The following is a 19991-nucleotide window of genomic DNA, read 5'->3' as shown; positions in this document are numbered from 1 at the left end:
CTTCATGATATAAAAATGGGAGTTTAAAAAATGTCTTACACCTTTACACTGGCCGAGCACGAGCTGGAAGCGGAATTGAAAAAGTTAATCGTGCAAGAGGCCGATAAGGCCGACGATGTGGATATGGATGATTTCACCGACGATGCACTTTTGTTTGGTGATGACAGTCCGGTTGGTTTGGATTCGCTTGATGCGCTGCAGATCAGCGTTGCCTTGCAACAGTATTTCCAAGTGCGCCTGCAGGGCGACCGTATGGTGCGCAAACATATGATGTGCGTACGCGATTTGGCGGCGTTTATCCGTACGGAGCATGGCGCGTGAGTTGGGTTTGCGGTACGGCGGCCACTTCTGCCTTAAATCCGCAAGCGGATTTCAGACGGCCTGATGCGGTGTCTTATACGTTTTTAAACCAACCGCAGCAGGCTGCTTATTTTCGTGCATTCGCCGGCGACAGTTTGGGGCGGAAGGAATTTGCGAATATTGCCGAACAACATTTGCGACAAGCTGCCGAAAATGCAGGCTGGCCGTCTGAAAGCTGGCACGATACGCCGGTGTTTATCGGTTCCAGTTCCTATTCCATCTCCGAATATGAAAACCGCCATTTTGCGGGTAATAGGGCGGTAGAGGAACACAATCTGCTTTATCTTGCCGAAGATTTGCGCCGGCGTAGCGGTAATCGGCAGATTTTCAGTTTCGCTACTGCCTGCACTTCATCTGCCCATGCGCTGATTCAGGCGGATAATTGTTTGCGCGGCGGGGCGGAGCGCGCCTTTGTGCTTGGTATTGAAAACCTCAACCGGCTGACTTTGCTGCATTTTCACAGCTTGGGTTTGCTGGCCGAGCAGTATCGGCCTTTTGGCGGAAATGGTTTGATTTTAGGCGAAGGTGTTGCCGCGCTTGCTTTATCTTCCGCTGCTCCCGAATCTTCTTCAGGCCGTCTGAAACTTATCGGACACGCCGCCAATACAGGCAATGACCTGATTCAAAGCGATGGCCAAGCACAAGAGCAGGTGATGCGACGCGCTTTGGGTGTTGCAGGCATCGCTCCTGAAAGCATTGCGGTCGTTAAAACACACGGCATCGGCACGGCTGACAGCGATGCCGCCGAATTGGCCGCACTGGAAAATATATTCGGTACACTGCCCCCTTTGATGGCATTCAAGCCGCAAATCGGACACACGCTTGGCGCAACGGCAGCCCTTGAAACAGTCCTGCTTTTATCCGCTTTAAAACAAGGCGGAAGCAGCGATTATCAGAGGCGGAAAATTCGTTTTTCCGAGTGCGCGGCTTCACAAAAAGGCGGTTTTTTTTGTTTGGCCAATCAATTTGGTTTTGGCGGCAGCAACACATCTTTGGTATGGCAATGGCAACCGTAAATCCTAATATCCGTATTACCGCCACCGTGCGTTTTGATACGGACGCCGACACCGGCGGTAAAATCCTCAAACAAACCTTAAAGCAGCAAAGCAGTATAGATACCCGCCGCCTCAGCCGCTTGAGTTTGATTGCCGCGCTTGGTGCAGGGCAACTGAAGGAACAAAGCGAAATCCGTTCTGATTGCGCCGTTTTTCTCGGTACACCGTTTTCTTCGCCATCCGTATTTGAAAAAATGGCAGACAATGTGCTGAACCATCACGCCGCGATGCCGTTTGACTTTATTGCCAACCTGCACAACTCCCCCGTTTTTCATGCCGCGCAAGCTTTAGGCACGCATGGTGCAACTTTGGTCGTTACTGCCGACAACAATGTAGATACCTGCTTTCATCCATTATCTCTGGCGATGCAGTCTTTGCAAAATGGCGGACAAGCTGCGGTTGGTTGGGCATATGAACATCAAGCAGTCCGTGCCGATACCCATGAAGGCAGTATCTGGATTTTGCTTGAAAACGGTGCAGAGCAGGGTGTTCCCGTTGTGTTGAATGATGAAGGTACTCAGACTGATAGGCCGTCTGAAAAGCCGCAATATTATTGGCAAAATATCGCCGATTGGCTAGAAGCAGTAATGGCGCACGAGGGTAGGGATGTGAAGAAATATACTTTGGCGTGATGGGGAAAATGATTTTAGAGAATGAGTTTGTTTGTTGAAGTAAATAGGTTGTAAGCCATTAAAAAGGCCGTCTGAAAATATTTTCAGACGGCCTTTTGTATAAAAACCAATCAACGAGACATCTCGCCTTGAATAGCACGGATATTCGCTTGACGGGCGTTGATGGTACGGGTCAGTTGTTGGATTTTAATTTGATCGCCTTTTTGTTTGGCTGCATTCAGCTGTGTTTGAAGGCGGATAATAGCGGCCTGTTCGTTGCGAATTTCCCCTTGTAATACCTGTTTACGTGTTTCTTTAGGTTTGGGTTGTGGTGCAGCAATGGTTGCAGGAATGGTACGAATCGGTGCTTTGCGGCGGATGTCTTGCTGGCTATTTTGCTTGGCCTGGCGTTTCTGTATGCTGTTGCGTAGGAGGATATTCAGACGCGGATTAGCAGCTGCGGCAGTATTGGTAACGCCACCGATCGGACCATTTAGCAGAATTTTGATGTCGTTATCGACATCTTTATCGCTGAAGAGTGCATCAGTGGTTGGTCCATATGCTTTGGGCAATGGGGTTTTGGTAGGCTTCGTTGGAGTTGCTGCCGCTGGTATGGGTTCGGTCGGCTTGACCGAGTCTGTCAGTGCGAAAATCTCGGTTGTAGATCCTGTTAATATATTGGTTTTGTCGGACGATGCAGAAGAGTTTTCAGCGTTAAGTGGTTTGGTTACTGTTTTTTTAATATTGGTTGTGCGGTTTATCGATGTTTTGGAAACAGTTTGTTCTGTGTGTGTAACTTCAGTTTTGGCCGGTTCTTCGGCCGTTGTACTTTTTGCTGTCTTGTTGTCCAATGGCTCCAAATCTAGAGAATGATTCAGGAATTGGGTGGTGGTAGCTTGGTCAGTGTGCACGTTCGGGGCGGCGAGAGTTTGGGTAGATGTCTGCTCAGTATGAGGAGAGAAAAAGCTATCCGATCTATGATTTTCCTGAGAGGTAGTTTGTGCCTGAGCGATAGGTGCAGAGGGGTATACTTGAACAACAGGTGTGGTATTGAATATGGCGAAACTATTAACGGGATATTGCTTGGTTTCAACAGGAGCTATTGCCGTTTGTGTTTCTATAACAGGAACATAGTGATCCGCCGTTGATCTAGTAGTTTTTTGGTTTGTTACTCCTGTTTTATCGAAAATGTTCTGTGTTCCAACCAATTTCGGATCTGTTTGTTGCTCTGTAAGAGTCGAATTCAAATTTAGTTGCTCAGCGTTTGTTTGAAATACATTTGTTTCTACTGGACTGTATGAATCGGTAACGCGGCAGGTATTGTTGATCTGGTGTGAGGTATAAACGGTGATGCCTTCAACATTGCAGACATACTCGGCAGCGTTGGCGGCGGCGGGGAGGGTCAGGCTGAGGGCAATGGCGGTTTTGCAGAAAAACGGTTTCATAAAGGCAATAGAATCAGGTTGTTTGTTCAAAGTGTAATTATACTATGTACACTGTCAGCATCCGCCAACTTATTTTTAGGCGGTGTAAAACTGTGGCTGAAAGGTTGAAAATTGGAATAAAAGGTCTTAGGCCGTCTGAAACTTGTCATATAAAGTTTCAGACGGCCTTTGCTGTCATAGCGTATTAAACGTTCAACAGGCTTTCGTCCAATGTTAGATCTTCGTTTTTATTGACGGCGACTTTGCGTGCCAAAACGTTTTGGGCGATTTCGTGTGCTTCGGTAAGCGAGTGCATCAGGTAAGTACCGCATTGGTATTCGTTCAGCTCGGGAATTTTACTTTGGTCTTGAACGGTCAAAACATCCTGCATTGAAGCGAGCCATGCGTCGGCTACTTTTTGCTCGTCGGGCGTGCCGATGAGGCTCATGTAGAAACCGGTGCGGCAGCCCATCGGGGAAATGTCGATGATTTCGACGCCGTTGCCGTTCAAATGGTCGCGCATAAAGCCTGCAAACAAATGCTCCAGCGTGTGGATGCCTTTTTCGGACAGGATTTCTTTGTTGGGAATGCAGAAACGCAGGTCGAATACGGTAATGGTGTCGCCTTTGGGCGTGGTCATGGTTTTGGCCACGCGTACGGCAGGGGCGTGCATACGGGTGTGGTCGACTTTGAAACTATCTAGTAGGGGCATTTGGGTATCCTTTGAGGTAAATAGATTTTTAGTGGGTGAGATTTAAAGATTCAATCACAATTCGGCAATATTGACTGCTTCGCCCGAAGCCGCACTCAGTGCTTCGTTTAAAACGTCGTAGAAATCGCGGCTGTCGCGCGTTGCCAGCCATTTGCCGTTTTGCTCGGCGAAATGGTAGCCGCCGCTTTTGGCGGCAATCCACAATTCTTGGTTGGGCGTGTGGCGGTTGACAATGATTTGCGTGCCGTCTTCGGCTTCGATGGTCAGTACGTTTCCGGCAAACTGGCAGTCGAAATCCCAGCCGTTTTCGTCGATTTGGTCTTCGATGTGTTCGAACAATTCTTCGCTCATGCGGATGAATTCGCTTTCGGTCATCATGGCTTTTTGTGTGGTTTTTGTTTAAGATACCGAATCTTGCCACATTCGTAATGATGAAGAAAGTTTTACTGATGAAATACGGCGTATTTTTTGCAGCGGCAACGGCTCTGCTGCTTTCTGCCTGCGGCTACAAAGGCGACCTCTACCTGCCCAAAGAAGGCGACAAGGCGCGCTTCGGCGTGATTCAAACCGGCTTGAAATTCGATACGGCCAAAGAACCAACCACTCAAACCAACGATTAAAAAAGATTTCAGAAACATGACCTTATTCTGCGAACAACTCCCTTATACACACCTTGCCGAAGAGTTTGGTACGCCGCTTTATGTGTACAGCAAATCTGCGCTGACCGAGGCATTTGAAAACTACCAAACCGCGTTTGCCGCTTTAAATCCGCTTGTCTGCTATGCGGTTAAAGCCAATGGCAACCTGAGCATCATCAAGCACTTTGCTTCTTTGGGGAGTGGTTTTGACATTGTGTCCGGCGGCGAATTGGCGCGTGTTTTAGCGGCAGGCGGCGATGCGGCGAAAACGATTTTTTCCGGTGTGGGTAAGAGTGAGGCAGAAATCGAGTTTGCGCTGAATGCAGGCGTGAAATGCTTCAATATGGAGAGCATTCCCGAAATCGACCGCATTCAGAAAGTTGCCGCGCGTTTGGGTAAAGTCGCTCCGGTTTCCCTGCGCGTCAACCCCGATGTCGACGCTAAAACCCATCCTTATATCTCCACCGGCCTGAAAGCCAATAAATTTGGTATTGCCTATGCCGATGCGCTTGAGGCCTATCGTCATGCTTCCCGACAAGGCCATTTGAAAATTGTCGGTATCGACTGCCATATCGGCTCGCAACTGACCGACCTCAGCCCGCTGGTCGAAGCCTGCGAACGAATCTTGGCCTTGGTCGACCAACTGGCAGACGAAGGCATTGTGTTGGAACACTTAGACTTGGGCGGCGGTGTCGGTATTGTTTACCAAGACGAAAATGTGCCTGATCTGGGCGCGTATGCCCAAGCCGTTCAAAAACTGATGGGTACACGCCGTCTGAAATTGGTTCTCGAGCCAGGCCGCAGTTTGGTCGGCAATGCAGGTGCGTTGTTGACGCGCGTTGAATTTGTCAAACATGGCGAAGAGAAAAACTTTGTGATGGTCGATGCGGCGATGAACGATTTGATGCGTCCGGCGCTTTATGATGCCTATCATCACATCGAAGCGGTCGAAACCAAAGACATTGAGCCTCTGACGGCCAATATCGTCGGCCCGATTTGCGAAACCGGCGACTTCCTCGGCAAAGACCGCACCATCGCCTGCGAAGAAGGGGATTTGCTGCTTATCCGCAGCGCCGGTGCGTATGGCTCAAGCATGGCGAGCAACTACAACACGCGCAACCGTGCGGCGGAAGTATTGGTTGACGGCAGCGAATGTAAACTTATCCGCCAACGTGAAACCGTCGAGCAGCAAATGGCCAACGAATTGGCTTGTTTGTAAGGTTTGATTGTTTAAAAGGCCGTCTGAAAGCTTGATTGACTTTCAGACGGCCTTTGTTATGAAAGAAAAGGGCATGTATCAAACACGCCCTTTTTTAGCTAATCAATAATGCGGCGGAATCTCGTCGCGTAGGCTGTACGGTTCGCGTTCGCCGTTTGCGCCTTTATCCTGCATCCGTTGATACAGAAGCCGTAGCTGGCCTTGCTGCAAATCCAAAGCCTGCTGCATCTTGGCGATGGTGTTGTTCAGGCTGCTGATTAAATCTTCCTGCAAGGCCGTCTGAATTTCCAGCTCCGTGACGCGGTGTTCCAATTCCTGAATATCGCTCATATTACAGCACCATCGCGGCAATCCAGCCGGCAGCCATCAGCGGGATATTGTAGTGGATAAAAGTCGGGATAACCGAATCGCGGATGTGGTCGTGTTGGCCGTCGGCGTTCAAACCCATGGTCGGGCCGAGTGTTGAGTCTGAAGCAGGGGAGCCTGCATCGCCCAGCGCGCCTGCCGTGCCGACAATGGCCACGGTAGCCATTGGGGAGAAGCCCAAGCTGATGCACAAAGGCACATAAATCGCGGTAATAATCGGCAAAGTGGAGAAAGACGAGCCGATGCCCATGGTTACCAGCAAGCCGACGCACAACATGGTCAATGCGGCCATGCCTTTATTGCCGCCGAACAAAGCCATGCTGCGTTCGACCAAAGGCTGAATCTCGCCGGTTGCGTTCATTACGGCGGCGAAACCTTGCGCCGCAATCATAATAAAGCCGACCATCGCCATCATTTTGATGCCTTCGCCGAACACATCGCTGGCGGCGGAGCGGTTCATCACGCCCAACATCATAAACACGGCAAAGCCCAACATAGCGCCCAACACCAGCGAACCATCATACAAAAGCTGAATGGCAAAACACACGGCAATCGCCACGGCCGCCACCAAGCTGCGATAGGTTGACGGCTCTTGTTGTTGCACTGCTGCACGGTTGTCTTCCGTGTCAGTGGTATTGTTTTGATAAATGCGCGGTTTGCGGTAGTGCAAAAAGGCCAGCAGCAAGCCGGACACCATGCCCAAAGCCGGAATCGCCATTGCGTGCATCACATTGATGCCGCTGGTGTCCATGCCTGCCGAGCGGATATTGCCCAACATGATGTCGTTCAAGAAGATGGCACCGAAGCCGTAAGGCAGGAACATATAAGTCGTTACCAAGCCAAACGTAATTACGCAGGCCACCAAGCGGCGGTCGAGTTTCAAACGGTTGAACACCAACAGCAGCGGCGGAATAATCATCGGGATAAACGCAATATGAATCGGCACAACGTTTTGGCTCATCACACCCATGCACAAAATAATCGCCAGCAGCAGCCATTTGACCGCGCCTTCGCCTTTCGCATTGCCTTCGCCGCCGTTGAGTTTGCGGATAATCACGCCGGCGAGCTGTTGCGGCAGACCGGAATGCGTGATGGCCATGGCAAACGCGCCGAGCATGGCATAAGACAGCGCGATTTGCGCCCCGCCTTTCAGACCTTCGTTAAAAACAGGAATAATCCCTTGCTGCACCACATCGCCGGCCGCGTTGGTTACATTCTCCAAAGGCATACCGGCCACCAAGCCGCCGACAAACGCGCCGACAGCCAAGCTGAGTACCACATGCACGCGCGATAAAGACAGCACAAGCATGATGATGACCGCAATTACAACCGCATTCATATCGTTCTCCGTTGTTTCAGACGGCCTGTTATGTAAAAACAGGCAATCATCTGTTTACATATTACAAATAAACATCATAACCCAAGCATGAAGCCTTTGCAAAAAACGGCAGGCCGTCTGAAAAACAGACCATCGGTTTCAGACGGCCTGCCGTGAACCCTTATTCAGCGTTTTAATAGGGCGTGCGGTTCTGGCGATAAAAATATCTAAAAAATACGCGCTTCCTATTCTTTGCATATGGTACCAATGTTAAAATCGACACAATGTCTTGGTTTCAGGTTTGTCACTGAAATTAAAGCAGTTATTGATAAAATCCAATTCAATAATACGCAAACAAAGGAAAGAAGTGATGGATATTTTGACGCGGCTGCACAATCTGCCGCCCTCCCGTTTTCATTACAAACTTTTAGTGTTGGTCGGCATAGGCTGGTTGTTTGATGCCATGGATACAGGCTTGGTGTCGTTTGTATTGCCGGCTTTGGGCAAAGACTGGGCGCTGGCTCCGGCGCAGTTGGGTTGGATTGTCAGCATTGCCTTTGTCGGCATGGCTCTGGGCGCGGTATTCAGCGGCTGGCTGGCGGACAGGTTCGGACGGAAAACCGTTTTTGCCGGCACGATGGTGGTGTACAGCATTGCCACAGGTTTGTGCGCGCTCGTGCCTGATTTGACGGTTTTGCTGGTGTGCCGCTTTTTTGTCGGCGTCGGTTTGGGCGGCCAACTGCCCGTTGCCGTGTCGCTGGTCAGCGAATATGCGCCGCCGAAAGTACGCGGCCGTTTTATTGTGTTGCTGGAAAGCTTTTGGGGCTTGGGCTGGCTCTCAGCCGCGCTGGTGTCTTATTTCTTTATTCCGCAAACCGGCTGGCACAGCGCGTTTTTATTCGGCGCCTTGCCCCTGTTTTATGTGCCGTTGGTGTTGAAATTCGTTCCCGAATCCGTGCCTTACCTGCTTTCCCGCAGCAAAACCAACGAAGCGCACCGTTTGGTATCCACGCTGGAAATACAATCGGGCATCACGCCGCCGACACAAGCCGTTGCCGCACCGGCCGCCCCGCGCGAACGCATCCGCTTCTTCCAACTTTGGCAACATCCGTTTGCACGGCGCACGCTGATGCTGTGGCTGGTTTGGTTCGGCATCGTGTTTTCGTATTACGGCATTTTCACTTGGTTGCCTAAATTGCTGGTCGAGCAGGGCAATACCGTGGTCAAAACCTTTGAATATGTGCTGGTGATGATTGTTGCACAACTGCCCGGCTATATAGCCGCCGCGGCTTTGGTGGAAAGAATCGGCCGCAAAGCAACGCTGGCAGGATTTTTGGCCGCTTGCGCCGTGTGCGCATGGTTTTTCGGGCAAAGCACCACTGCGGCCGAAGTCATGATTTGGGGCAGCCTGATGTCCTTCTTCAACTTGGGCGCATGGGGCGTTTTATACACCTACACCCCCGAACTCTACCCCTTGCGCTTCCGTGCTTTCGCATCCGGCTGGGCAGGCGCCATCGGCCGCGTCGGCGGCATACTCGCGCCTATGGTAGTGGCGGCGATGGTGGGCAACAGCGGCGGCTTCGGTAATATCTTTATGATGTTTGCGCTGGTTATGCTGCTGATTGTGGCGGTAATCTTGGTATTGGGTGAAGAAACCAAAGGCCGTACGCTGGAAGACATCAGCCAATAAAAGGCATACATAAATCAAAGGCCGTCTGAAAAAGATTTCAGACGGCCTTTTTATTTGCATCTGTAATTTTAATACATCGATTTTCTGTTTTTATCTTAATTATCGAGGAAAGCGACGAAGAATAACCGTCTTTGTTTTTGTGTAGATAAAAATATTATACTTCAAAGAATTAAAATGAATAAACGATAAAATGGCCGTCTGAAAAGTTCAATCATGGTTTGTGATGTAGGTCAAAGCAAAATGTAACTAAATTACCTATAGTTATCGTAGTGAAAATTTATTGACCTTATTGCCACCTTTTATTAAGGAGATACACCATGAACGCATCAGCCGACAACGTCGTCAGCCCAGCCGTAGCCGAGGTAAACAGCCTGGTTGAAAAGGGTTTACGGGCATTGGACGAGTTTCTTAAGCTGGATCAGGAGCAGATTGATTTTATTGTTGCCAAAGCCTCTATCGCCGCGCTGGACAAACATGGTGTACTCGCCATGCACGCGGTGGAAGAAACGGGACGCGGCGTGTTTGAGGATAAGGCGACGAAAAACCTGTTTGCCTGCGAAAACGTCGTGCGCCGCCTGCGTGATTTGAAAACCGTGGGCGTCATCAGTGAAAACGATGTAACCGGTATTACCGAAATCGCCGATCCGGTCGGCGTGGTTTGCGGTATCGTGCCGACAACCAATCCGACTTCCACCACCATTTTTAAATCCCTGATTGCACTGAAAACCCGCAATCCGATTATTTTCTCGTTCCACCCGTCCGCCCAGCAGTGTTCCGCCCATGCAGCGCGTATTGTACGCGATGCGGCGATTGCGGCCGGTGCGCCGGAAAACTGTATCCAGTGGATTGAAAAGCCGTCTATGGAAGGCACTTCCGCGCTGATGAAGCATCCGGGCGTGGCAACGATTTTGGCGACCGGCGGCAATGCGATGGTGGAAGCGGCGTATTCCTGCGGCAAACCTGCGCTCGGCGTCGGAGCGGGCAACGTACCTGCTTATGTTGAAAAAACGGCGGACATCAAACAGGTGGCGCACGATATTGTGATGTCGAAATCTTTCGACAACGGCATGGTGTGTGCCAGCGAGCAAGCAGTGATTGCCGATAAAGAGATTTACAAAGAGTTGGCCGAAGAGTTCAAATCCTACGGCGTGTACTTTGCCAACAAAAAAGAAAAAGCCATGCTCGAAGAGTTTATCTTCGGCGTAACGGCGAATTGCGCCAGCTGCGGCGGCGCGAAACTCAATTCTGCCGTCGTGGGCAAACCGGCGGCATGGATTGCCGAGCAGGCTGGGTTTAAAGTACCTGAAAAAACCAACATCATCATCGCCGAATGCCGCGAAGTCGGCCCCAACGAGCCGCTGACCCGCGAGAAACTTTCGCCTGTTTTGGCCATGATTAAGGCGGATTCGACCGAACAAGGCTTGAAGTTCGCCGAAGAAATGGTCGCCTTTGACGGCTTGGGACACTCCGCCGCCATCCATACTGCCGATGAAGAATTGGTCAAAACATTCGGCTCCCGCGTCAAAGCGCTGCGCGTGATTTGGAATTCGCCTTCCACCTTCGGCGGTATCGGCGACGTGTACAACGCCTTCCTGCCTTCTCTGACCCTCGGTTGTGGCTCTTACGGTAAAAACGCCGTCGGCGGTAACGTCAGCGCAGTCAATCTGTTAAACATCAAAAAAGTAGGCCGTCGGAGAAACAACATGCAATGGTTCAAAGTGCCCGCCAAAATCTATTTTGAACGCGATTCCATCCAATATCTGCAAGACATGAAAGACTGCGAAAAAGTCATGATTGTGACCGACCGTTCGATGGTTGACCTGGGCTTTGTCGATAAAATCACCCACCAACTGCATCAACGCAAAAACAAAGTGACCATCCAGCTGTTTACCGATGTCGAAGCCGATCCGAGCGTCCAAACCGTCTATAAAGGCACGGATTTGATGCGCAGCTTCCAGCCGGACACCATTATCGCGCTGGGCGGTGGCTCGCCGATGGATGCGGCCAAAGCCATGTGGCTCTTCTACGAGCAGCCGCAAGTCGATTTTGAAGACTTGGTACAAAAATTCATGGACATCCGCAAACGCGCATTCCGCTTCCCTGAATTGGGCCGCAAAGCCAAATTTATCGGCATTCCTACCACATCGGGCACAGGCTCGGAAGTGACGCCGTTTACCGTCATCAGCGACGGCGACAAAAAATATCCGATTGCCGACTATTCGCTGACACCGACCATTTCGATTGTCGATCCTGCGTTTACCATGACCGTACCGGCAGGCGTAACCGCCGATACCGGTTTGGACGTACTGACCCACGCCGTAGAAGCCTACGTTTCCGTACTGGCGAACGACTTTACAGACGGCCTCGCCCTGCAAGCCATCAAGCTCGTGTTCCAATACCTCGAACGCTCCTACAAACACGGTGCGGCCGATCCAGAAGCGCGCGAGCATATGCACAATGCCTCCACCATCGCAGGCATGGCGTTTGCCAATGCGTTCTTGGGCATAAACCACTCGATGGCACACAAAATCGGCGGCAAATATCATGTTCCGCACGGCCGTGCCAACGCCATCTTGTTGCCGCACGTCATCCGCTACAACGGCACGCGTCCGCAGAAAACCGCCACTTGGCCGAAGTACAACTACTACAAAGCCGACCTGAAATATCAGGAAATCGCCCGTACTTTAGGCCTGCCGTGCAGCACACCGGCAGAAGGCGTCGAATCCTTCGCCCGAGCCTGCCATGAGCTGGCGGTCAACGTCGGCATCAAAATGTCGTTTAAAGAGCAGGGCATCGATGAGAAAACCTTCCTCGACGGCAGAAAAGAGCTGGCCATGATGTCTTTTGAAGACCAATGCACCCCAGCCAACCCACGCCTCGCCATGGTCGCCGATATGGAAGAAATCCTGACCAAAGCCTATTACGGCGAATAAAATCGGGCAGTTAAAAAGGCCGTCTGAAACCTGAATATAGGGTTTCAGACGGCCTTTCGTATTAGAACTAAAGTTGATACTTATTGTATGTGGAATTTAATTTGCAAACATTAAGAATAGTCATCATGAAATCAGAAATTTTAAAACAATTTGGCAAACATGTTCGTCATTTAAGACAACTCCAGGATTTAAGTCAGGAAGCATTGGCTGAAAAAGTGAATATGTACCGGACTTATATCGGAATGATAGAACGTGGAGAGCGTAACCCTGCCCTATTAAATCTTATTCGTTTGGCTAGCGCATTAGATATTTCTTTGCCTGAACTTTTAAGGGCTATGTTAATGACGGGAACTGTGATAATGAATCTAACTGATTCGTATGGTTTTTTGGGTCTTCGGAATATATAGTGGAATTACTTTCTTAATAGTTTAAAAACAACTGGTGTTTAAATCGGATTTTCTGGTGGGATGTTAGGATAATCAATAGTATTATATAAAAGTATCAATCACATACGAGTGATACTTTGGGAAAAAAATAAAATAGTCCAATTTACTTGACCGTGTACTATGGTACATGGTTTATAATATTCAGGGGGTGAAATAAGATGATTTATCGCATTAGTAAGTTTGCAGATAAATGTGGAGTTAATAAAGAAACGATCAGATATTACGAGCGAAAAAATTTATTACAAGAACCTCACCGAACGGAAGCTGGTTATCGGATATATTCATATGATGACGTTAAGCGTGTTGGGTTTATTAAACGAATACAGGAACTTGGTTTCTCTTTAAGCGAGATTTATAAATTACTTGGTGTTGTAGATAAAGATGAAGTTCGTTGTCAAGATATGTTCGAATTTGTTTCTAAAAAACAAAAGGAAGTGCAAAAACAAATAGAGGATTTAAAACGAATTGAAACTATGTTAGACGACTTAAAACAACGATGTCCAGATGAAAAGCAATTACATTCGTGTCCAATAATAGAAACATTAACATGAGAGATTAATTAACGAAAGGAGCTTTTTTATGAATAAATTTAAGGTAAACATTTCAGGAATGACTTGTACGGGTTGTGAAAAACACGTGGAATCAGCACTTGAAAAGATAGGTGCTAAAAATATTGAGTCTAGTTATCGTCGTGGTGAAGCAGTATTTGAACTGCCCGATGATATTGAGGTTGAAAGTGCAATAAAGGCGATTGATGAAGCAAATTACCAAGCCGGAGAAATTGAAGAAGTATCATCACTAGAAAACGTGGCGTTAATTAATGAAGACAATTATGACCTTCTTATTATTGGTTCTGGTGCTGCTGCCTTTTCTTCGGCAATTAAAGCTATAGAATACGGTGCAAAAGTTGGAATGATTGAGCGTGGAACGGTTGGGGGAACCTGTGTGAATATTGGCTGTGTTCCGTCAAAAACTCTTCTTAGGGCAGGGGAAATCAATCATTTATCAAAAGACAATCCGTTTATAGGTTTACAAACATCCGCTGGAGAAGTGGATTTAGCTAGTTTAATCACGCAAAAGGATAAATTGGTGAGCGAACTTCGGAATCAAAAATATATGGATTTAATTGATGAATATAATTTTGATTTAATTAAAGGTGAAGCAAAATTCGTTGATGCTAGTACGGTTGAGGTCAATGGGGCAAAGTTATCTGCAAAACGCTTTTTAATTGCAACAGGTGCATCGCCTTCGTTGCCCCAAATTTCAGGACTTGAAAAAATGGACTATTTAACTAGTACAACACTTCTTGAGTTAAAGAAAATACCAAAACGATTAACTGTAATTGGTTCAGGATACATTGGAATGGAGCTTGGACAACTATTTCATCATTTAGGTTCAGAAATAACGCTTATGCAAAGAAGTGAGCGACTTTTAAAGGAGTATGATCCTGAGATTTCAGAGTCAGTTGAAAAAGCGTTAATTGAACAGGGTATAAACCTTGTCAAAGGGGCAACTTTTGAGCGTGTTGAACAAAGTGGAGAGATAAAAAGGGTTTACGTAACAGTAAATGGCAGTAGAGAAGTCATTGAATCAGATCAGTTACTTGTTGCCACTGGAAGAAAACCAAATACGGATTCTTTAAATTTAAGTGCAGCAGGTGTTGAAACTGGAAAAAATAATGAAATCCTGATCAATGATTTTGGTCAAACAAGTAATGAAAAGATTTATGCAGCAGGAGATGTGACTTTAGGACCACAATTTGTATATGTAGCAGCCTATGAAGGTGGAATTATTACTGATAATGCTATTGGTGGATTAAACAAAAAAATAGATTTATCGGTAGTTCCTGCTGTTACGTTTACGAATCCGACGGTTGCAACGGTTGGTTTAACAGAAGAACAAGCAAAAGAGAAAGGGTATGATGTGAAGACATCTGTATTACCTTTAGATGCTGTTCCAAGAGCAATTGTAAACCGTGAAACAATCGGTGTATTTAAACTAGTAGCAGATGCAGAAACACTAAAAGTATTAGGGGTTCATATTGTATCTGAAAATGCAGGAGATGTCATCTATGCAGCATCATTAGCTGTTAAATTTGGCTTAACGATAGAAGATTTAACAGAAACCCTAGCACCATATTTAACAATGGCTGAAGGGCTAAAATTAGTTGCACTTACGTTCGATAAAGATATTTCGAAATTATCTTGTTGTGCAGGCTAAGGGAACTTTTTTAGGATTTTGAGATTTAAGTTATTTGAGGTCTGTAATGTAGACAACTCTATCTACCTTAAAAAAGTCGTCTGAAAACCCTGTTCCCAAGTTTTCAGACGACCTTTCTTATTACAGCAATCAATGCCGAATCAGACTTTACACCACGATGTTCACCAGTCTGCCCGGTACGACGATGATTTTCTTGGCGGGCTTGCCTTCCATGAATTTCACCGCGCCTTCGGTGGCGAGTGCGGCGGCTTCGAGGTCGGCTTTGGAGGCGTCGGCGGCGACGGTGATTTTGCCGCGCAGTTTGCCGTTGACTTGAACCATGACTTCGATTTCGGATTTGACCAAGGCGGCTTCGTCGACTGTCGGCCAGCCTGCTTCCCACAGTTTCGCGCCGTTTAATTCGCTCCACAGGGTTTCGCAGATGTGCGGCACGATGGGCCACAGCAGGCGTACGGCGGCTTCCAATACTTCTTGAGCGACGGCGCGGCCTTGTTCGCTGCCGGTGTCGGTTTTATCGTATTGGTTGAGCAGTTCCATTACGGCGGCGATGGCGGTGTTGAACTGCTGACGGCGGCCGTAGTCGTCGCTGACTTTGGCGATGGTGGCGTGCAGTTTGTGGCGCAGGTCTTTGAGTTCTTTAGACAAACCGTCTTGGTTGCCTGCGAACGTTTTGACTGCTTCGCCTTGTTTCAGGTATTCGTAAACGGTACGCCACAGACGACGCAGGAAGCGGTGTGCGCCTTCGACGCCGCTGTCGCTCCATTCGAGGGACTGTTCGGGCGGTGCGGCGAACATCATGAACAGGCGAGCGGTGTCCGCACCGTAGGCGTTAATCAGTTCTTGCGGATCGACACCGTTGTTTTTGGACTTGGACATTTTTTCCGTGCCGCTGATGACGACTGGCAGTCCGTCTGCTTTCAGAACGGCAGAAACAGGGCGGCCTTTGTCGTCGAAAGTCAGCTCGACATCGGCAGGGTTGATCCAGTCTTTGCCGCCTTTGTCGTTTTCGCGGTAGTAGGTCTCGCAGACGACCATGCCTTGAGTCAGCAGGCGTTCGAACGGTTCGTCAACATTGACCAAGCCTTCGTCGCGCATCAGTTTGGTGAAGAAACGCGCGTACAAGAGGTGCAGAATGGCGTGTTCGATACCGCCGATGTATTGGTCGACCGCGCCCCAGTATTTCGCGGCTTCAGTCGATACCATGCCTTCTGCGAACTTGGGCGACATGTAGCGGAAGAAGTACCAGCTCGATTCCATGAAGGTGTCCATGGTGTCGGTTTCGCGTTTCGCCGCGCCACCGCAGCATGGGCAGGTGGTTTCGTAAAATTCGGGCATTTTTGCCAAAGGCGAACCCATGCCGTCGGGTACGACGTTTTCAGGCAAAACGACCGGCAGTTGGTCGGCAGGGACGGGTACGTCGCCGCATTTTTCGCAATGGACGATGGGAATTGGACAGCCCCAGTAGCGTTGGCGCGAAATGCCCCAGTCGCGCAGGCGGTATTGGGTTTTCGGTTCGCCTGCGTCTTGGCTTTGCAGCTTGGCGGCGATGGCGTCGAAGGCCGTCTGAAAATTCATACCGTCCAAGTCGCCGCTGTTGACCAATACGCCGTTTTCTTTGTCGCCGTACCATTCTTGCCATTGGTCTGCGTCGAATGCGTTGTCGCCGACGGCAATGACTTGTTTTTTAGGCAGGTTGTATTTGGTGGCGAACTCGAAATCGCGTTCGTCGTGCGCAGGAACCGCCATGACCGCGCCGTCGCCGTAGCCCCACAATACATAGTTGGCAATCCACACTTCCAGCTTGTCGCCGTTGAGCGGGTTGACGACGTAGCGGCCGGTCGGCACGCCTTTTTTCTCCATCGTCGCCATATCGGCTTCGGCAACGGAGCCCGCTTTGCATTCGGCGATAAATGCCTGCAATTCGGGTTTGTCGGCGGCTGCGGCGGTTGCCAGCGGATGCTCGGCGGCAACGGCAACATAAGTTGCGCCCATCAGCGTGTCGGGGCGGGTAGTATAAACTTGCAGAAATTTCGCGTAATCGCCTTCCAAGCCTTGTTTGCTGTCGTCTGAAACGGCGAAGCGCACGGTCATGCCGCGAGATTTGCCGATCCAGTTGCGCTGCATGGTTTTGACTTGTTCCGGCCAGTGTTCCAGCTTGTCCAAATCGTTGAGCAGCTCTTCGGCGTAATCGGTGATTTTGAAGTAATACATCGGGATTTCGCGTTTTTCGATCAACGCGCCGGAGCGCCAGCCGCGCCCGTCGATGACTTGCTCGTTAGCAAGGACGGTTTGGTCGACAGGGTCCCAGTTTACCGTGCCGTTTTTGCGATAGACGATGCCTTTTTCAAACAGCTTGGTAAACAGCCATTGTTCCCAGCGGTAGTATTCGGGTTTGCAGGTGGCAACTTCGCGCTCCCAGTCAATCGCAAAACCCAGGCTTTTGAGCTGGGTTTTCATGTATTCGATGTTGTCGTACGTCCAAGCGGCGGGGGCGACGTTGTTTTTCATCGCCGCGTTTTCCGCCGGCATGCCGAACGCGTCCCAACCCATAGGCTGCATGACGTTGAAGCCGTTTAAGCGTTTGAAGCGGCTCAATACGTCGCCGATGGTGTAGTTGCGCACATGCCCCATGTGCAGCTTGCCGCTGGGGTAAGGGAACATGGAGAGGCAGTAGTATTTTGGTTTGGAAGCGTCTTCGGAGACGTTGAAAATACGGGCGTCGTCCCATTTTTTCTGCGCCGCAGGCTCAATGGCGGCGGGCTGGTAATGTTCTTGCATGGTCATTCTGTTTTTCGCTTGAAAACGTTGGAAAAAATAAAGATGGGATTATAGCAGGTTGTCGGGCCTGTCGGTTTGACAAAGGCCGTCTGAATGTTTGGATGTCGGAAAAGCACAATTTCAGACGGCCTTGAAAATACTGACTTGAGTTTTTGATACTCGCCCACATATCCCACCCAGTTTGAATTCATTCTTAACACTATCAAAATTATGAGCAATAAAGATTTTTACGAAACACTTGGTGTTGCCCGCAGCGCTAGCGACGATGAAATCAAAAAAGCCTACCGCAAGCTGGCAATGAAATACCATCCCGACCGCAACCCTGACAACAAAGAAGCGGAAGAAAAATTTAAAGAAGTCCAAAAAGCTTACGATACCTTGTCAGACAAGGAAAAACGCGCCATGTACGACCAATACGGCCATGCCGCGTTTGAGCAGGGCATGGGCGGCGGCGCGGGCGGATTCGGCGGTTTTGGCGGGTTCGGCGGCGCGCAAGGCTTCGATTTTTCCGATATTTTCAGCCAAATGTTCGGCGGTGGTGCCGGCGGCCGCCAGCCGGATTACAGCGGCGCGGACTTGCAGGTCGGCATAGAAATTTCGCTTGAAGAAGCCGCCAAAGGCGTGAAAAAACGCATCAACATTCCGACTTATGAAGAATGTGATGTCTGCCACGGCTCAGGTGCCAAACCGGGTACATCCGCATCGACTTGTTCGACCTGTCACGGCTCAGGCACGGTACATGTCCGCCAAGCCATTTTCCAAATGCAGCAGACTTGTCCGACTTGTCACGGTACGGGCAAAGAAATCAAAGATCCTTGCGTCAAATGCCGTGGCGAAGGCCGCACCAAAACCAGCAAAACGGTTGAAGTCAACATTCCGGCAGGCATCGACGACGGTCAACGCATCCGCTTGAGCGGCGAGGGCGAGCCGGGTCAACACGGCGCGCCGGCAGGCGATTTGTACGTCAATGTCCGCGTGAGACAGCACAAAATCTTCGAGCGCAACGGCTTGGACTTGCATTGCGAGTTGCCGATCAGCTTTGCCATTGCAGCATTGGGCGGCGAAGTCGAAGTGCCGACTTTGGATGGCAAAGTCAAACTGCACATTCCGAAAGAAACGCAAACCGGCCGCCGTATGCGCGTGAAAGGCAAAGGTATCAAGTCTCTGCGTTCCAGCTCGACCGGCGATTTGTACTGCCACATTTTGGTTGAAACACCGGTCAACCTGACCGACCGTCAGAAAGAGTTGCTGGAAGAATTTGAAAAAATCTCCTCCGGCCTCGACCTCAGCCAAACTCCGCGCAAAAAATCGTTTTGGGAAAAAGTAGGCGATTTGTTCTCCGATAATTAATCGTTGTGAAAAAGGCCGTCTGAAACCTACTTGAATCAGGTTTCAGACGGCCTTTTGTTTTTCTTGCTTCAAACTTTTGTTTGCCGTAAAATCCGCGCTTCACTCTTACGGGAGTAGCCATTCGGCGCAATGCCGAAACCGTTGTCAACATAATCGGCTTGTGGGGCCGTGGCAGCGGTATCTTCTCTGCTTTATCGGAAGACAGGCAAGACGTAAGCGTTGTCCATACCCTTGCGGGCGGTATGCACAGCGCTTTTTGTTTGCCCGCTTTTCGGTTGAGTATCTTAAATCATGGAAGCTTTTTTCTCCTCGACGCTGGGCGTTGCCATTGCCGAAATTGGCGATAAGACGCAATTGCTCGCGCTCTTTTTGGCTGCACGTTTTGCCCACAAAAACGCGATTGTTGCCGGTATTTTTATTGCAACCCTGTTGAACCATCTTGTTTCAGCCGCACTCGGTGTCTGGCTGGCATCCGCTATTTCGCCCGAAGTCATGAAATGGGTGGTCGGCGGCAGTTTTATTGCGGTTGGATTATGGCTGCTGTTGCCGGATAAAGACGAAGACCCTGACGGCAAGTGGCTGAAATACGGCGCATTTACGGCGACGGTCGTCCTGTTTTTCTTGGCTGAAATCGGCGATAAAACGCAAATTGCGACGGTTCTTTTGGCGGCAAAATACCAATCTATCCTGCTGGTCGTGGTCGGCAGTATTGCCGGTTTGATGATTGCTTCTGTGCCTGCCGTGTATTTGGGCGAAATGCTGATGCGTAAAATTCCGGCCAAAGCAGTGCGTATTGCCGCATGTATCTTGTTCTGCCTGCTGGGTATTTTGACCCTGCTTGGCGACAGTATTGTGTTGAAGGCCGTCTGAA

At 49.4% G+C, this 19991-nt stretch carries 18 protein-coding genes; 12 read left to right on the top strand and 6 right to left on the bottom strand.

The features are described 5' to 3' along the window. Positions 1 to 30 precede the first annotated feature (30 nt). The 3 genes from ACTHTJ_RS02250 to ACTHTJ_RS02240 are packed head-to-tail and all read left to right on the top strand — an operon-like array spanning position 31 to position 2047. A complete protein-coding gene (locus ACTHTJ_RS02250; protein ID WP_070585227.1) occupies positions 31 to 321 on the top strand; it encodes a phosphopantetheine-binding protein in 291 nt (96 codons plus the stop codon). Beyond that, positions 318 to 1376: a beta-ketoacyl synthase N-terminal-like domain-containing protein gene (locus ACTHTJ_RS02245; RefSeq protein WP_440360810.1), complete on the top strand. Its 1059-nt coding sequence runs from the start codon at positions 318 to 320 to the stop codon at positions 1374 to 1376. The genes ACTHTJ_RS02250 and ACTHTJ_RS02245 overlap by 4 nt, the downstream gene beginning before the upstream one ends. Next, complete coding sequence (locus ACTHTJ_RS02240; protein ID WP_440360811.1) at positions 1358 to 2047, top strand: hypothetical protein; 690 nt, start codon at positions 1358 to 1360, stop codon at positions 2045 to 2047. Before ACTHTJ_RS02245 ends, ACTHTJ_RS02240 begins: the two co-directional genes overlap by 19 nt. Positions 2048 to 2157: 110 nt before the next feature. Here ACTHTJ_RS02240 and ACTHTJ_RS02235 read toward each other — a convergent pair whose 3' ends face one another. The 3 genes from ACTHTJ_RS02235 to cyaY all read right to left on the bottom strand — a co-directional run bounded on the left by ACTHTJ_RS02235 (position 2158) and on the right by cyaY (position 4540). After that, on the bottom strand, positions 2158 to 3501 hold the full coding sequence (locus ACTHTJ_RS02235; protein WP_440360812.1) for a hypothetical protein: 1344 nt from the start codon (positions 3499 to 3501) through the stop codon (positions 2158 to 2160). A gap of 154 nt (positions 3502 to 3655) precedes the next feature. Then, on the bottom strand, positions 3656 to 4162 hold the full coding sequence (gene luxS / locus ACTHTJ_RS02230; protein WP_440360813.1) for an S-ribosylhomocysteine lyase: 507 nt from the start codon (positions 4160 to 4162) through the stop codon (positions 3656 to 3658). 54 nt (positions 4163 to 4216) lie between these two features. Continuing rightward, on the bottom strand, positions 4217 to 4540 hold the full coding sequence (gene cyaY, locus ACTHTJ_RS02225; RefSeq protein WP_440360814.1) for an iron donor protein CyaY: 324 nt from the start codon (positions 4538 to 4540) through the stop codon (positions 4217 to 4219). Between the two features lie 50 nt (positions 4541 to 4590). Here cyaY and lptM point away from each other — a divergent pair, with 50 nt between their 5' ends. Together lptM and lysA are read left to right on the top strand one after the other, a co-directional pair. Next, entirely contained in the window at positions 4591 to 4782 is a 192-nt protein-coding gene (gene lptM, locus ACTHTJ_RS02220) for an LPS translocon maturation chaperone LptM (protein WP_003684659.1), read from the top strand. Positions 4783 to 4798: 16 nt separating this feature from the next. Beyond that, positions 4799 to 6019: a diaminopimelate decarboxylase gene (gene lysA, locus ACTHTJ_RS02215; RefSeq protein ID WP_440360815.1), complete on the top strand. Its 1221-nt coding sequence runs from the start codon at positions 4799 to 4801 to the stop codon at positions 6017 to 6019. Between the two features lie 102 nt (positions 6020 to 6121). Here the strand turns inward: lysA and ACTHTJ_RS02210 are convergent, their stop codons facing one another. Both ACTHTJ_RS02210 and ACTHTJ_RS02205 read right to left on the bottom strand, forming a co-directional pair. Next, on the bottom strand, positions 6122 to 6349 hold the full coding sequence (locus tag ACTHTJ_RS02210; protein ID WP_440360816.1) for a SlyX family protein: 228 nt from the start codon (positions 6347 to 6349) through the stop codon (positions 6122 to 6124). Position 6350: 1 nt separating this feature from the next. Next, positions 6351 to 7724 (bottom strand): Na+/H+ antiporter family protein, encoded by a 1374-nt coding sequence (locus tag ACTHTJ_RS02205; RefSeq protein WP_070585212.1) that lies wholly within the window; start codon positions 7722 to 7724, stop codon positions 6351 to 6353. Between the two features lie 349 nt (positions 7725 to 8073). Between ACTHTJ_RS02205 and ACTHTJ_RS02200 the strand changes: the two genes are divergently transcribed. The 5 genes from ACTHTJ_RS02200 to merA all read left to right on the top strand — a co-directional run bounded on the left by ACTHTJ_RS02200 (position 8074) and on the right by merA (position 14992). Then, on the top strand, positions 8074 to 9393 hold the full coding sequence (locus ACTHTJ_RS02200; protein ID WP_070585210.1) for an MFS transporter: 1320 nt from the start codon (positions 8074 to 8076) through the stop codon (positions 9391 to 9393). A 317-nt stretch (positions 9394 to 9710) separates the two neighbouring features. Beyond that, the gene (gene adhE / locus ACTHTJ_RS02195) at positions 9711 to 12326 is read left to right on the top strand and encodes a bifunctional acetaldehyde-CoA/alcohol dehydrogenase (RefSeq protein ID WP_070585208.1); all 2616 of its coding nucleotides are present in this window, start codon (positions 9711 to 9713) and stop codon (positions 12324 to 12326) included. Between the two features lie 125 nt (positions 12327 to 12451). Beyond that, on the top strand, positions 12452 to 12733 hold the full coding sequence (locus ACTHTJ_RS02190) for a helix-turn-helix domain-containing protein (protein ID WP_070504222.1): 282 nt from the start codon (positions 12452 to 12454) through the stop codon (positions 12731 to 12733). Between the two features lie 197 nt (positions 12734 to 12930). Then, positions 12931 to 13323 carry an Hg(II)-responsive transcriptional regulator gene (gene merR / locus ACTHTJ_RS02185; RefSeq protein ID WP_063068429.1) on the top strand — a complete coding sequence of 131 codons (393 nt, stop codon included), beginning with the start codon at positions 12931 to 12933 and terminating at the stop codon, positions 13321 to 13323. A gap of 28 nt (positions 13324 to 13351) precedes the next feature. Then, entirely contained in the window at positions 13352 to 14992 is a 1641-nt protein-coding gene (gene merA / locus ACTHTJ_RS02180) for a mercury(II) reductase (protein WP_070504225.1), read from the top strand. Between the two features lie 147 nt (positions 14993 to 15139). Here merA and leuS read toward each other — a convergent pair whose 3' ends face one another. Next, a complete protein-coding gene (leuS, locus tag ACTHTJ_RS02175) occupies positions 15140 to 17770 on the bottom strand; it encodes a leucine--tRNA ligase (RefSeq protein WP_440360817.1) in 2631 nt (876 codons plus the stop codon). A gap of 210 nt (positions 17771 to 17980) precedes the next feature. On the opposite strand from leuS, the gene dnaJ reads away from it, so the two are divergent. Then, the gene (dnaJ, locus tag ACTHTJ_RS02170) at positions 17981 to 19120 is read left to right on the top strand and encodes a molecular chaperone DnaJ (RefSeq protein WP_036493453.1); all 1140 of its coding nucleotides are present in this window, start codon (positions 17981 to 17983) and stop codon (positions 19118 to 19120) included. Between the two features lie 291 nt (positions 19121 to 19411). Further along, on the top strand, positions 19412 to 19990 hold the full coding sequence (locus tag ACTHTJ_RS02165; protein WP_070843317.1) for a TMEM165/GDT1 family protein: 579 nt from the start codon (positions 19412 to 19414) through the stop codon (positions 19988 to 19990). The last annotated feature ends 1 nt before the right edge of the window (position 19991 follow it).

Origin of the sequence: Neisseria sp. P0018.S001, from assembly GCF_051957355.1 — a bacterium.
In the GTDB taxonomy this organism is placed as follows: Bacteria; Pseudomonadota; Gammaproteobacteria; order Burkholderiales; family Neisseriaceae; genus Neisseria; species Neisseria subflava_A.
This window is presented reverse-complemented; position numbering and strand designations above follow the sequence as displayed.

What these genes read in the sequence shown, in the direction of transcription:
- ACTHTJ_RS02250 (WP_070585227.1), top strand. Translation starts at nt 31, where the DNA reads ATGTCTTACACCTTTACACTGGCCGAGCACGAGCTGGAAGCGGAATTG.
- ACTHTJ_RS02240 (WP_440360811.1), top strand. Translation starts at nt 1,358, where the DNA reads ATGGCAATGGCAACCGTAAATCCTAATATCCGTATTACCGCCACCGTG.
- luxS (WP_440360813.1), bottom strand. Translation starts at nt 4,162, where the DNA reads ATGCCCCTACTAGATAGTTTCAAAGTCGACCACACCCGTATGCACGCC.
- cyaY (WP_440360814.1), bottom strand. Translation starts at nt 4,540, where the DNA reads ATGATGACCGAAAGCGAATTCATCCGCATGAGCGAAGAATTGTTCGAA.
- lptM (WP_003684659.1), top strand. Translation starts at nt 4,591, where the DNA reads ATGATGAAGAAAGTTTTACTGATGAAATACGGCGTATTTTTTGCAGCG.
- lysA (WP_440360815.1), top strand. Translation starts at nt 4,799, where the DNA reads ATGACCTTATTCTGCGAACAACTCCCTTATACACACCTTGCCGAAGAG.
- ACTHTJ_RS02210 (WP_440360816.1), bottom strand. Translation starts at nt 6,349, where the DNA reads ATGAGCGATATTCAGGAATTGGAACACCGCGTCACGGAGCTGGAAATT.
- ACTHTJ_RS02205 (WP_070585212.1), bottom strand. Translation starts at nt 7,724, where the DNA reads ATGAATGCGGTTGTAATTGCGGTCATCATCATGCTTGTGCTGTCTTTA.
- ACTHTJ_RS02200 (WP_070585210.1), top strand. Translation starts at nt 8,074, where the DNA reads ATGGATATTTTGACGCGGCTGCACAATCTGCCGCCCTCCCGTTTTCAT.
- adhE (WP_070585208.1), top strand. Translation starts at nt 9,711, where the DNA reads ATGAACGCATCAGCCGACAACGTCGTCAGCCCAGCCGTAGCCGAGGTA.
- ACTHTJ_RS02190 (WP_070504222.1), top strand. Translation starts at nt 12,452, where the DNA reads ATGAAATCAGAAATTTTAAAACAATTTGGCAAACATGTTCGTCATTTA.
- merR (WP_063068429.1), top strand. Translation starts at nt 12,931, where the DNA reads ATGATTTATCGCATTAGTAAGTTTGCAGATAAATGTGGAGTTAATAAA.
- merA (WP_070504225.1), top strand. Translation starts at nt 13,352, where the DNA reads ATGAATAAATTTAAGGTAAACATTTCAGGAATGACTTGTACGGGTTGT.
- leuS (WP_440360817.1), bottom strand. Translation starts at nt 17,770, where the DNA reads ATGCAAGAACATTACCAGCCCGCCGCCATTGAGCCTGCGGCGCAGAAA.
- dnaJ (WP_036493453.1), top strand. Translation starts at nt 17,981, where the DNA reads ATGAGCAATAAAGATTTTTACGAAACACTTGGTGTTGCCCGCAGCGCT.
- ACTHTJ_RS02165 (WP_070843317.1), top strand. Translation starts at nt 19,412, where the DNA reads ATGGAAGCTTTTTTCTCCTCGACGCTGGGCGTTGCCATTGCCGAAATT.